The organism is Eremococcus coleocola ACS-139-V-Col8 (genome assembly GCF_000183205.1).
GTDB classification, from domain to species: Bacteria; Bacillota; Bacilli; order Lactobacillales; family Aerococcaceae; genus Eremococcus; species Eremococcus coleocola.
On sequence record NZ_AENN01000006.1, the window covers coordinates 43,498 to 56,544 of the forward strand.

The 13,047-nt window shown below is 38.0% G+C and carries 15 protein-coding genes and 1 pseudogene; 1 reads left to right on the forward strand and 15 read right to left on the reverse strand.

Annotated elements, in window-relative coordinates; all coding sequences use genetic code 11:
• Positions 1–11: 11 nt before the first annotated feature.
• From HMPREF9257_RS01765 to HMPREF9257_RS01775, 3 genes are read right to left on the reverse strand one after another with little or no spacing between them, the layout of a single operon-like run.
• A complete protein-coding gene (locus HMPREF9257_RS01765) occupies positions 12–296 on the reverse strand; it encodes a PTS sugar transporter subunit IIB (protein WP_006417869.1) in 285 nt (94 codons plus the stop codon).
• Between the two features lie 17 nt (positions 297–313).
• Positions 314–772 carry a PTS sugar transporter subunit IIA gene (locus tag HMPREF9257_RS01770; RefSeq protein WP_006417901.1) on the reverse strand — a complete coding sequence of 153 codons (459 nt, stop codon included), beginning with the start codon at positions 770–772 and terminating at the stop codon, positions 314–316.
• A 44-nt stretch (positions 773–816) separates the two neighbouring features.
• Positions 817–1,554 (reverse strand): SDR family NAD(P)-dependent oxidoreductase, encoded by a 738-nt coding sequence (locus HMPREF9257_RS01775; protein WP_006417727.1) that lies wholly within the window; start codon positions 1,552–1,554, stop codon positions 817–819.
• A gap of 441 nt (positions 1,555–1,995) precedes the next feature.
• Between HMPREF9257_RS01775 and HMPREF9257_RS01780 the strand changes: the two genes are divergently transcribed.
• Complete coding sequence (locus tag HMPREF9257_RS01780; RefSeq protein WP_006417837.1) at positions 1,996–4,362, forward strand: phosphoketolase family protein; 2,367 nt, start codon at positions 1,996–1,998, stop codon at positions 4,360–4,362.
• 731 nt (positions 4,363–5,093) lie between these two features.
• On the opposite strand, the gene scrK is transcribed toward HMPREF9257_RS01780, so the two are convergent.
• From scrK to HMPREF9257_RS01840, 12 genes and pseudogenes are all read right to left on the reverse strand, one after another.
• Entirely contained in the window at positions 5,094–5,969 is an 876-nt protein-coding gene (gene scrK / locus HMPREF9257_RS01785) for a fructokinase ScrK (protein ID WP_006417939.1), read from the reverse strand.
• Between the two features lie 453 nt (positions 5,970–6,422).
• A pseudogene (locus HMPREF9257_RS08915) lies at positions 6,423–6,557 on the reverse strand (ATP-binding cassette domain-containing protein); the annotation flags it as partial.
• 221 nt (positions 6,558–6,778) lie between these two features.
• On the reverse strand, positions 6,779–7,843 hold the full coding sequence (locus tag HMPREF9257_RS01795) for an extracellular solute-binding protein (protein ID WP_006417915.1): 1,065 nt from the start codon (positions 7,841–7,843) through the stop codon (positions 6,779–6,781).
• 336 nt (positions 7,844–8,179) lie between these two features.
• Complete coding sequence (locus HMPREF9257_RS01800; protein WP_006417824.1) at positions 8,180–8,839, reverse strand: CHAP domain-containing protein; 660 nt, start codon at positions 8,837–8,839, stop codon at positions 8,180–8,182.
• The gene (locus HMPREF9257_RS01805; RefSeq protein WP_006417776.1) at positions 8,832–9,074 is read right to left on the reverse strand and encodes a phage holin; all 243 of its coding nucleotides are present in this window, start codon (positions 9,072–9,074) and stop codon (positions 8,832–8,834) included. The genes HMPREF9257_RS01800 and HMPREF9257_RS01805 overlap by 8 nt, the downstream gene beginning before the upstream one ends.
• A gap of 35 nt (positions 9,075–9,109) precedes the next feature.
• Positions 9,110–9,403, reverse strand: coding sequence for a hypothetical protein (locus HMPREF9257_RS01810; protein ID WP_006417875.1), 294 nt, complete (start codon positions 9,401–9,403; stop codon positions 9,110–9,112).
• A gap of 108 nt (positions 9,404–9,511) precedes the next feature.
• Positions 9,512–9,745, reverse strand: coding sequence for a DUF2922 domain-containing protein (locus tag HMPREF9257_RS01815; RefSeq protein WP_006417944.1), 234 nt, complete (start codon positions 9,743–9,745; stop codon positions 9,512–9,514).
• Between the two features lie 25 nt (positions 9,746–9,770).
• Entirely contained in the window at positions 9,771–9,986 is a 216-nt protein-coding gene (locus HMPREF9257_RS01820; protein ID WP_006417827.1) for a DUF1659 domain-containing protein, read from the reverse strand.
• A 72-nt stretch (positions 9,987–10,058) separates the two neighbouring features.
• Positions 10,059–10,580 carry an RNA polymerase sigma factor gene (locus HMPREF9257_RS01825; RefSeq protein WP_006417772.1) on the reverse strand — a complete coding sequence of 174 codons (522 nt, stop codon included), beginning with the start codon at positions 10,578–10,580 and terminating at the stop codon, positions 10,059–10,061.
• Positions 10,581–10,688: 108 nt separating this feature from the next.
• Entirely contained in the window at positions 10,689–10,937 is a 249-nt protein-coding gene (locus tag HMPREF9257_RS01830) for a hypothetical protein (protein ID WP_006417744.1), read from the reverse strand.
• A 161-nt stretch (positions 10,938–11,098) separates the two neighbouring features.
• Positions 11,099–12,247 carry a haloacid dehalogenase-like hydrolase gene (locus tag HMPREF9257_RS01835; protein WP_006417821.1) on the reverse strand — a complete coding sequence of 383 codons (1,149 nt, stop codon included), beginning with the start codon at positions 12,245–12,247 and terminating at the stop codon, positions 11,099–11,101.
• On the reverse strand, positions 12,244–13,044 hold the full coding sequence (locus HMPREF9257_RS01840) for a DeoR/GlpR family DNA-binding transcription regulator (protein ID WP_081453715.1): 801 nt from the start codon (positions 13,042–13,044) through the stop codon (positions 12,244–12,246). Before HMPREF9257_RS01840 ends, HMPREF9257_RS01835 begins: the two co-directional genes overlap by 4 nt.
• Positions 13,045–13,047 lie beyond the last annotated feature (3 nt).

A 13,047-nucleotide genomic window follows, 5' to 3' on the forward strand; every position in this document is an offset into this window, starting at 1 on the left:
TTTTATCTATATTAGTCTTTTAATGCTTCTAAAACTTTAGCGTCGATTTTATCTTTACCGATACCAGTAATATAGGCAGTTGCTACAATTGCTGGAATAGAATAGGTTGTAGGCAAGATAGTAGTAGAAATTAACAAATCTGCGCCTTCTTGTTTACCTTTTGCTTCAGCAATTTTGATTTGTTCTACATCTACATCCAAGTTGTTTTCTTTAAAAAGATTTTCAACATGGTTCATAACAACTGTTGATGTTGCAATACCAGCACCACACGCTACTAAAACTTTTTTCTTTGCCATTTTTTATTTCTCCTTTATTAATTATTTTCTAAAATTTCTAAAACTTCGTCACTTGAAGCAGCTGAGATTAATTTTTCAACTTTGCTTTCATCTTGAATAACAGAAATGATTGCTTGTAAAATTGATAATTGATCTTCTGCTTTCTTTAATCCCAACACAAATACTAATCGTACATCTAATTTTTTAGATAAATCTTCCATTGAAGAAAATTGAACAGGTTTATCTAAAGTGACAACAGAAATGAATTCTTCATTAATATGAATAGAGTCACTGTGAGGAATAGCTACACCAAAGTTTTCTAATTCTAACCCAGTGGGAAAATTAGCTTCTCTTTCTTTTAATGCATCTGCATAACTTTCCTTAGCAACTCCTAAATCATTGGCCTCAGCTCCAACAAATTCGAATAATTCTGAGTTAGTATCAAACTCTTGGTTTAAAAAAACTAGGTCTTTATTGACAAATTTACTAATATTCATGAAATAAAAAACATTTCCTTTCCTGCTGACATTTCTAACAATTATTAAAAAGTACGACCACCATCGGCAACAATAATTTGACCGTGAATATATGAACTCTCTTCTGAAGATAGAAACAGTGCTAAATTAGCAATATCTTCTGGAAGTCCAAAACGACGAATTGGTATTTTTTCTAGTAACTCGTCACGAGACTCTTGTGTGGGATATAGAACGGTATCAAATAAATCAGTTCTAATAACCCGTGGAGCAATACAGTTTACATTAACCCCTTTAGGGCCAAGTTCCTTAGAGGCAGTTCTCATAAGACCAAATTGGCCTGATTTTGAAGCTGCATAATGGGCACCTCCACCAGTCCCTGTTATTCCTGATCCGGATGAGATAATAACGATTTTGCCTTTTGATTCAATTAAATCGGAATAGAAAGCTTTAAGACTATAAAAGCTACCATTCAAATTCACAGACATCACACGATTCCAATCTTCGATAGAAATAGCAGCTATCGTTTTCTTTTGCGATATACCCGCATTAATTATGAGCGATTGAACTTGATTATAATTGGAAATAATATAATTTCTAGCATTTTCTAAACTCTCATAAGAAGTAACATCTGTTTGACAAAAATCGACATCTCCCAATTGTGACAGAGTTTCTTTGGCAACTTCCCCTCCTTCTTTATCATAATCTAAAATTACAACACGATAGTTATGCTTTAGGAATTTTTCAGTAATTGCTCTGCCAATTCCTTTTGCTCCACCTGTCACTACTGCTACTTTTTTATCCATACATTACCTCCATTATATTTATTTTCGTTTTTGTGAACTCACAATCTCCAATAAAATAGTCACGGTATTTAATGTTTATGACAAAAATACTAGCAAAGTTGTTGTAATTAATTTTGTGCTGATTAATCATTAAACCAGACTACTTTGTTAGTATAATTCTAATAAATACCTCTGTCAACGTTTACATTAGCGTTATTTTTTATTTGTTTTCGAAACCCTTGATATTATCGTTTTGTATTTTAGTGAGCTTTCGGATTATTTTCTAGTCTTAGTAAGATTCTCTCAAAAGAACTAAATTTAGGGCCCCCTCCTATTTTTCGATATTAACCTTTCACTTTCGACAAAAATCGAAAAAAATCATCGTTTTTTCCTTTCGTTTGCTTTGACTTACGAAGATTTTTATTATAAAATGTAAGCATAAAAACGAAAGGGAGTTTTCAAATGACAGTTGATTACAATTCAAAAGAATATTTAACGTTAGTAGATAAATGGTGGCGTGCTGCCAATTATCTTTCAGTTGGACAAATGTTTCTTAGAGACAACCCACTACTTCAAGAAGAAGTGACCGCAGACCATGTAAAACTAAACCCAATTGGACACTGGGGGACTATCGGTGGTCAAAACTTCTTATACGCCCACTTAAATCGTATTATTAACAAATATAATGTGAATATGTTCTATATCGAAGGCCCTGGTCACGGTGGCCAAGTGATGGTAACCAACTCATACTTAGATGGCTCTTATACGGAACGTTATCCAGAATTCACTCAAGACATTGCAGGTATGAAGAAATTATTCAAAACCTTCTCTTTCCCAGGTGGAATTGGATCCCATGCGGCTCCTGAAACACCCGGTTCAATGCATGAAGGTGGCGAACTAGGTTATGCCCTATCTCATGCTACCGGTGCTATCTTAGATAATCCTGATGTTATCGCCGCAACGGTTGTTGGTGATGGTGAAGCTGAAACAGGCCCATTAGCCGCTGGTTGGTTCTCAAATGTCTTTATCAACCCTGTCTCAGACGGTGCCGTTCTACCAATCCTTTACTTAAATGGTGGTAAAATTGCTAACCCAACCATTCTTGCGCGTAAGTCAAACGAAGACTTAACCAAGTACTTTGAAGGCATGGGTTGGAAACCATATATTGTTGAAGGGACTGACCCTGAACAAGTTCATCCAATCATGGCCAAAGTCTTAGATGAAGTCATTGAAGAAATCCAAGCTATTCAAGCGGAAGCTCGCAAAGGAAAAGCTGAAGATGCTAAAATGCCACATTGGCCAATGATTCTTTACCGCACACCTAAAGGCTGGACCGGTCCAGAAGAAGTTGAAGGTAAAACTATTCAAGGTTCTTTCCGGGCTCACCAAGTACCCATCCCAGTATCTGGACGTAATATGGAAGACATCGACTTATTAATCAACTGGTTGAAATCATATGGTCCAGAAGAATTATTTACTGAAAATGGTGAATTAGTGGATGAATTGAAAGAATTCGCTCCTAAGGGTGACCATAGAATGGCCATGAACCCATTAACCAATGGGGGAAATCCTAAACCATTGAATATGCCAAATTGGAAAGACTATGCCCTAGAAATCGGTACACCAGGTTCTAAAGACGCTCAAGATATGATTGAATTTGGTGGCTTTGCCCGCGACATCGTCAAAGAAAACCCTGAAAACTTCCGTATTTTTGGTCCAGATGAAACCAAATCAAACCGTTTGAATAAAGTCTTTGAAGTAACGAACCGTCAATGGTTAGAACCAATTTCAGAAAAATTCGATGAAAATATGTCTGCTTCTGGTCGGGTCATTGACTCACAATTATCTGAACACCAAAATCAAGGTTTCTTAGAAGCATACGTATTAACCGGTCGTCACGGCTTCTTTGCTTCTTATGAATCATTCTTCAGAACGGTTGATTCAATGATTACCCAACATTTCAAATGGATTCGTAAATCAGCGAAACATAGCTGGCGTAAACCATATCAATCATTGAACTTAATCTCAGCTTCTACTGTCTTCCAACAAGACCATAATGGCTACACTCACCAAGATCCAGGTCTATTAACTCATATTGGAGAAAAACATGGCGAATACATGCGTGCTTATCTTCCTGCAGATACTAACTCATTGTTAGCTGTTATGGATAAAGCCTTCCGTTCAGAAAATGTCATTAACTATGTGGTTACCTCTAAACATCCACGTCCTCAATTCTTTACCGCCGATGAAGCGGAAGAATTAGTGAACGAAGGTCTTAAAGTGATTGACTGGGCTTCAACCGTTAAAGATAATGAAGAACCTGATGTTGTGATTGCAGCGGCAGGTACTGAGCCAAACTTCGAAGCCATCGCAGCTATTTCATACTTAGTTAAAGCCTTCCCTGAATTGAAGATTCGTTTCGTCAACGTGGTTGATTTATTCCGTCTACGTTCACCTGAAATCGATCCTCGTGGTTTAAGTGATGATGAATTCGATGCCATCTTCACTAAAGATAAACCTGTCTTCTTCGCTTTCCATAGCTATGAAGGTATGTTGAAAGATATCTTCTTCACACGTCATAACCATAACCTATACGCCCATGGTTACCGTGAAAACGGTGAAATCACCACTCCATTTGACATGCGTGTCTTGAATGAACTTGACCGCTTCCACCTATCTGCTCACGTAGCAGACGTTGTCTACGGCGACAAAGCGAGAGACTATGTTGCTGAAATGAAAGGCAAAGTTCAAGAACATAGAGATTATGTTGAAGAATACGGTGCGGATATGCCAGAAGTTGAAGATTGGAAATGGGAAGATATTAAATAAAGCTAATTATCCATACAGGTTCCCCCCTGTAAAATAAAAAAGAGACAACCGATTGTGTAAATACAATTGGTTGTCTTTTTTTATTATAATCGAAGAAAAGTCAGTAAAGTCACTTTCTTGACTATTTTTACCAATCATTTGCAAAGTAATTTACTGCTATATATACTTTTGAATCCTTTCCAAAGTTGTCTAGACTATCACAGTAAACGGAGATATATTTTGCTCCAGCGTCTAAACTAAGTAAGACTTAAACCACATTCCTGAAAGTTGCACCTAAAATTTCTTAGCTTAAACTTATCTTTTTAATATTATGATTAATTTGAGCGATGATACCATTGAGATTATTTTTCAAATTTTCAATGCAATTAGAAAAATTAGCGCCTACTTTCATGGCCAAAATCGCTTGAATGCTGGTATAATTTGCATTTATGCTTACATTAATACCCTACTTTCAAAATAACTTATGGTTTTAGATTCTTAGGACCGTCTATTGTAAGAGGCATCTTAATGAAGACTTCATCATCTATTCTTTCAATTATCATACTTACATCTCTAATGTCCTCTCATATTCAGATACAATAAATAGAGTAAAGGGAGAGATGGTCTCCAATGAAGAAACTATTCTGTTTCATATTTAAGTTATATTAAATTAACCATTCAGTAAAGGTGATTATTGTACTTACTGACTTTGAATTATTAATTAAAATGTAACTACACTTTTAGTTTAATTATCAGTCTGTTGTTAATTTTCTTTTCGCAAGCCAAAAGTTTCCCACTGTAGCAGATCCATTATTATCAACGGCAGGTAAAACAATATAATCATCGATTGGCGGTATGGATACATAGCCATTCAATAATTTAATAAACTCACTTTTCACTCGTTTCAGCATGTGACTTTGTTTCATGACGCCACCCCCTAGGACAATAATCTGAGGTCTAAAAGATAAAGTTGCTTGCATAACTGCCTGTGCTATATAAAATGCTTGAATATCCCAAACAGGATGATTTTCTGGAATTAACTCTCCTTTTATTCCAGTTCTTGCTTCTAAACTTGGTCCTGCAGCCAGACCCTCTAAACACGCACCATGAAATGGACAAACCCCGTCAAAATCATAATCAGCTGGATGCTTTGCTACATAAATATGTCCAAGCTCTCCATGGCCTACTCCACCAATTTCGTGCCCGCTTTGAATAACTCCGCCCCCTATACCAGTTCCGATAGTATAGTAAACTAATGAATCAACATCTTTTCTCACAACCATCTCACCAAATGCAGAAGCATTTACGTCGGTTGTAAAATAATATATTACCGGTATTCTATCTTTTAGAAAACCAATAATATTAGTATTATCCCAAAATAATTTAGGAGTCGACGTAATATAACCATATGTTTTTGACCCCCTGACCATATCAATAGGCCCAAAAGAAGCTACAGAAACACTTTGAAGATTATCTTTAAATCGTTCAAAATAGTTTACTGTCATTTCTAACGTTTCTTTTGGCTTTGTTGTGGGAAATTGAATAATATCAATAATTTCTAACTTATCATTACCCACAGCGCATACAAACTTAGTTCCTCCGGCTTCAATACTTCCGTAAAGTTTCATTTTATTCCACATCCTTTATGGTTGACTTACAATAAAAGTTATATCGCTTTTAATAATATATTTTTTTACATCACTTGGTAAAATAAAATTATCCATTAAATTTTAGGAATACTTAGTACCATCAACTAACAACTCTCCCTTTCCTTCAATCACTATGAATAATTGGAAATTTTTTTATTTTTCAAAACATTCATATCCCTTTAATTCCCATTTTTATACAATAAAAATTCATTGGAGATAAATTGTGCGATTTTAACATTATCAATTTGTTGGTAGTGAAATTTGTTGGTTTTTAAGTTGCCAATTTTTATTATCTCTTTTGTTTTATCTAAATGGAGTTCTCTGGATTTTCCTTCTTTGTCTTTTCTATCAAAGTCATATACTCGATATGTAGTATCACTTGATTGTTGCGTTTCTATAATAAGAATGCCCGAACCAATAGCATGCAATTTACCTTAAAGTGGTTGTTTTACCACACCCCGATGGACCTAATAGGGTAAAAAATTCTCCCTTTTCCACAGTGAAGTTCAAATCATTCACTGCAATAAAATCATCATACTTAATCTGAAGATTTCTAACATCTATCATTACAAATTCCTCCATAAAATGAGTAAGAGCGGAACAGAAGCACGAAAATCTCCGATTTTTCGCTTCGTGGCCCGCCCCTGCACAGTTTTGACTGAAATGGAATAAGTCGCTTAGCGACGCGGTTTCCATCCAATCAGTCACTGCGTTAAACCATCTATTTTTTAATATGAAAATCTAGTTATTATATAACCTTTATTTCGTTAATCGCTGTCAAATAAATATTATAGTGGCATTAATTCTAATTTGATTTTTTCTACCCAAGATCCAATATTTTCACTGACAAATGACCAATCAACTTCCATTGGTTTTGTTGCTTCAACAATTTCTTTAACACGGTCAGTTGTTTTTTCATAAGCTACTGTGTTTAATGGATGAGAACCAAACTCTGGTACCCACTCTGCTTGAATTTCATCAGAACCAAACCACTCAACAAAACGTTCAGCTTCACTATAGTCTTTGTCATCACCTTTATTGATAATACCGATTTGTTCACGCATAGTGATAACCCCTTGTTCAGGATTCACAATTTCCGCTTTAAATCCATATTGTTCTTCATTCATCGGTAGGGCTGAAGTAGAGGTATACATAATCGGTATTTTACCATCTGCAAAATTTTGCCATTTATCTTCATCTTCTCCTGGCATATAACCCTTTGCTAAATAGGCTTCTAATTCTGACCATCCTTCATCAGAAATACCATATTCACCATTTTCATCTTTATATTGTAAAAGTGTACTCATGGCTGCCTTTTGATTTGTACCACCACCTAATTCATTTGGAACCATAAATTTGCCCTCAAGATTTGGGTTTGCAGCTAAGTCTTGCCAATTCTTAGGCACGTCTTCTCCATTAATAAATTCAGGATTATAAATTAAGAAAATACGTTGCTCTACTAATGGATAATAATAACCATTTCCAATGTTAACTTCTTCCGGAATATTTTCATTCCATTTTGGTGTAAATTCTACTAACATTTTTTGACCAGCAAGGTCAGCGAAACTTGCTTCGTCCATACCAAAGGTGATATCAGCTTGAGGAGCTTCTTTTTCTGCTAGAAGGCGATTTAAGATTTCTCCACCTCCACCATCAACAAATTCTAAGTTAAAGCCTTCTTTGGCCGCTCTTTCTGCAATCCATTCTTCACGATCATCTGATAATGAGTTTGAGTAAACAACTAATTTATCGCCCTCAGCCGCTTGAACATTTTGATTTAAAATAGCTGGGTTAAAACCAGAGACCAAACTTGAGATTAATGCTGCCGTTGCTAAAGATTTTTTGAAATTCATCTTTTCTCCTCCTTATTTGTGTTACACAGGCTATAGTACCATCTATTTGAAAAGTGACAGTTAATTTAAAGTAAATTTTTATCATTAGCTCACTTTATATATTTAGTTATTAGCCAATATATTTTTATTATTTTTTTATGAAATCAAACTAATTATAGCTAGCATTATGAAAAATATTTTCGTCTGTCTAATTCACTAACTATGAAACAGATTCATCTTTCTTTACTTTAAATTTACAAAAATAAATATTTGTAAATTTAGAAAAATTCATAACTTTTATATAAGAAAAAAGCCTAGATTTTCTCTAGACTTTTGTAGATTAATATTATAATTAGCCTACCCCATCAGCCCATTCACCCTCGCCTGCACCGCCTTCGCATCAAAACCTGCCTGGGTCAGACGGTTGACTCTTTCCTGCCCGTTCCCCCACTTACCTTGGATAACCTCTTTCGCTAGCCTATCCAAGTTTTTTATTGTGTCCTCAGCTTTAGCTGACTGATTTAATCCTGGCTTAATAGTCACTGGCTTGTCATACATAGGCCTTGCATAGCCCGCTATCCGCCAATCATTCCAAGCAAACCGGTTCCGGGCCACCCGGCCATTGGAATTGCCTTCAATGGTATGGATCCACTTGCCATCAAACCGTTCCACATAACCAATATGGTCAGCCCATCCAGCATTCCACCCGGCCCAATCGAAGATTACAATGTCCCCAGGGCGTGGATGGACCCGGCCCAGCCATATGCCCTTTTGTTTAAAAATTTGTAGATGACGTTGGACCCCGCATTCTCGGCCAATCAAACCGGCAGCACCCGCCCTATCCGCGACTACGGTGACAAACATATCACACCAATCATCACTATAGGCTAGCCTGTACCCCACCGGTAAGGGGCGGACCCGGTTATAGGCATCGACCAGCGACCGGTGGCCGGCTGTCCCCATGGCTACCCCTACCCAAGAGCCTGCTTCCTTTAATACAGCTTGCGCACTAACCATAGCTAATCCCTCCTCTAGTCTTTAATCCCTTACCTGAGCCACCATGATAATTCATCGAAGATATTTGTAGAATCGAACCTAAAAAGACTGTCATGAGATTTATCACCTTGACCCAGTCTTCAACCAAGGGCCAAGCCCAAACCTGGCCCAACTCACCCACTAAAACGGCTAAAGCCGGCATAAAAATTAAGACAAACCATTTCAAGCCATCATATACTTTATTTGATAATTCCATTTTTTATTCCTCCTTTAGTTACTTTTAATCTGCGATTAACCCTTGCTTACTTGCCGTAGGCTTCTTTCTGGCCACTCCTGTAAGAGGTCAGTTACTTCCTGATACAAATGCTTGACTTGGTTAGTCAGAACGGCCTGTTTGCCCTCCACCCCCAAGACTCGGTCTTGTAGGTCCTTAAGAACCTGCGCTTGGACCTGCAGGTGGTTCTGCATGCTATCCAATCTTCCAATCAAGGCATAAACCGCCTTAATCAAATCAAATAACTTAGTCACCAGGGTCAAACAAGCCAAGATAGCTGACGCACTGGCACCCACCTCTATCATGGTCATCTCCACCTCCTCCTTTCTCATAAGCTGACAAAACAAAGAGCGGGCAGCCGCATGAAAGTCTTAATTTTCTGCTTTGGCTACCCGCTTTTGATTAGTTAAGAGGCTTGCCTATGCCTCAGCTTTATAAACTTCTTCCGTTGTTTTAACAATCATTTCTGCATTGACCGATGCAGCATAAAGGTCCCCAGCATCATCTTTAAAGATATCCGTATCACGGATGGCATCCATGGCTGTCTTGGCTTGGTCAGCCGACACCTGATCTTGAGGATTATTCAAGCGAACTGCCTTGTTTTTACCCTCAGCAGACTTGAAATTTAAGGCGAGTGTACGAACTGTTTCCATTTAACTTCCTCCTTTTCTCTATTTTCTAAACTTCAGGACTTTCAACAATTTCGTAATTTTCTTGCACATGACTACTTGAAACACCATGTTTCAGTAGCGGTGCTAAGGCATCACGAACGGTAACAATATCACTAGCGGCAGCATCCTCAACCAAATTATTGAGCGAAGTGGTTTGCTTCTTCTCAGTTTCGGGATCCATCGCTACAAATTGCAACTTACCTGACTTATAAACTTTTTCCATCTGCATTTCCTCCTTTTTTATCTTTGTAAGCTTTTGCTTACATCTTAAAGAAGAAACGCTCTCCAGTTTTTGTTACCCTTCTTTGAGTAAAAATTTATAAGAGCCTAATTGGTCTTGCAGCTTAGCCTTACGTTTATAAAGTGTCTTCCGTGAAATACCTAATAATTCAGCAATCTCTGTCATGGAGAAAGACGAATCAGCCAAAAGATAAAACAATTGGCGGTCACTCTCATCTAGGTGGCGGTCAACCGCTCCATAAAAGGCCATTAACCGGTGATGACTGACCATTCTAGAATCTGGCTGAGCCAAGGATTCTTTGACTGTCATGATCTCTTCGACCGCAATTTCATGTTTTAAAGGCCGGGCCTTGAGTAAGTCTAAGAGGTACCAATAGAGACCCTTTTGGACATAAGCCGTAAAGCGAAACCGGTCTTCCCCTAAGGGATCACCTTGAAAGGAGTCAGCTAAGGCCAATAATTTCAGAGATAATTCTTGGTAATAATCATCATAATAACAGTGGTTTTTGCTAATACCGAGTCGGTTCAGGGTTTTGTAAATAAGAGCTTGATAATTTGCTAATAATTGGTCTGGCATTAAAAATACTCCTCGCTTTATTAGATTTAGGCCGCTTGACCTAAGTCCACTATAAAACGAGGAGTATATATTTTCTATAGAATGATTGTTCTATTCTTGTTTAATCAATTAAACATTATTTTTTGACAAATCAGGACCCATTCTCATGGGAATATGAGGGAGAAAGATTTGATGAAATTCATGCTGACTCAAACACAAATGGTGGGTAATGAGTTGTAGGCTGGCTAAAGAGGGAAGAACTTGACCGGCTAGAATCTTACAGAGCTGACGGTCAGAGATTTGACACACTTCAGAAAAACGACGAACACTCTTATGGCGTTGGACAATTAACGTTCTTAGTAGCACAACATCAATCATTAAATGACCTTCTTCCTAGTTTAATTTAGCTTATTACCAAATTAATCATATATAGAAAGTAAGTATATTTAAATCTAAATAAAGCTAAATTAATATGCTAATTTCTAATAGACTTTATTAGGAAAAATAATACATACAAAAATAGCCTAGTTGAATTTTTCTTAGTCGCCAATGGTCTCTTGACTGGGTCTCAGTCGACGTTTCTCTTGGTCCCGGCCTTGCAAGAGATAGCGGGCCTGAGCTTGCCCATACTGTTGACGGGCTCGGGCCACTAAGGTCTGGGTTTGGTCAAGTAAGTCGCGGTTCATCAGCAAACTCACTTGGGTATCAGCAAAATGCGTTAGCATATGATAGTCACCCATGGAATCCCCAAAAACCGCCAGCGGTCCTTGCCCCTGATAATCAGGGGCAATGTAGTCTTGGATCACCTGGCTTTTACCTGCTTGATAGGTCAAAGGTTGATCTTCTTCGATTTTTGAAAGAACTCGGTCTCCTTGCCAGGTATGCGCCATTCCAAAGATATAGTCTGTTTGCAGAGCATAAGGAGGCAGCGAAGCGATTGATGCCACCAAACAAGCTGGACTAGCTGAAACGATAAAGCTATCAATCTGCTTCTGCTTGGCCCAAGCCATCAGGTCGGCAATCTCAGGGTAAGGGGCCAAGCCTTTTACAAAGCTCGCTTGAACGGCGCCGCTCTGGCCTAACCAGGCCGGATGAGTCTGGTAAGTCATGGCTTTAGCTTGAGGCTGAGCATCATAGAAACCCGCCCAGGTTAACATTTGCTGACACAAGGCTTGGATTTGATTTTGAGTAAAGCCAGCAAACCAATAAGTTGGGTAGTTTTGGCCTGGTAGGGGCTTTAACATCCGATGAATTGCTTGATAATAGACCATGGCTTTAGCACGAAAGGATTGGTAAATGGGCAAAGCTTTCAAATGCTCCAATGTCCGGTCTGGCCTGTCTTTAATGAAATGGTCATAGAGATAAGCATAAGCTTCTATCAAGTCTGTGACTAAGTCAGGCAAGCCCACCTTATTTACTTCTTGCAAGCATGGACGATAAAATTCTTGGTCCAGCTTAATCAAATCCTTAAATTGCTGAGGGCTCATTTGATAATGGAGGCCTTCAAGTTGGAAAAGGAAAAAATGGTCTTCGATATCTCCCATTAAGCAGGTCTCATCAAAGTCAAAAACCATATAATTTTTCTGATTATCACCCTTTGCCACTGGAGTTTGTCCAGCTAAATTTAAGACTTCTTTAATCCGTTTAAAATTAAAACTCTCCCAATTTCTTTTTGATAATTGGTTCACAATTCCACTCCTAACCCAGAGACTGTCTGCCAGCAGGTGTCAGATAAATCCCATCCTGCTGGTTTAGGACAGTCACATAGAATCAAATCCACTTGCTTGATTGGACAAATTTCAACCATTAACTTTTTCCCTAACTTACTATGGTCTGCCACTAGGACCACTTCTTGGCTTGCTTGCGCCATTTGACGGGAGACATGTGATTCTTCCATATCATAATCATAAACTCCACTCGCACTTAAGCCGCCACAAGACATACAATTCAAATCAAAAGAGAAATTGGCCAAAAACTCAATCGTATAAGACCCTTTAATCGCTAACTGATAAGGATTGGTAACTCCCGGCAAGATAATCACTTGTCCTTGGACTCGGTCTTCTTCAATAGCCTTATTAAAATGCAAGGCCGCTGCTAAAGAATTTGTCACAATGGTTAAATTCGTTATATCCTTTAAATAATCCGCGATATACATGGTTGAGGTCCCATAATCAACCGCCAAAGTCATACCCGATTGCACTAGTTGGGCTGCGGCCTGTGCGACAGCTTGTTTTTCGGCCTGATTCACTTGTTTTTTCTTTTCAAAGGCTAATTCAAGTGGAGCGGGCTTACTAACCGCACCTCCATGAACCCTCTCCAGTAATCCACCAGCTTCAAGTTCACTTAGATCCCGCCGCAAAGTCTCTGGTGTCAGACCAAATTCTTGTGCCATTTGACTGACATATACTTTTCCCTCTTTGGTTAACTCTTGCAGAATTAATTGATGTCTTTGATCTTTTATTCTTACTTCTTGTTTCATACTCATTCC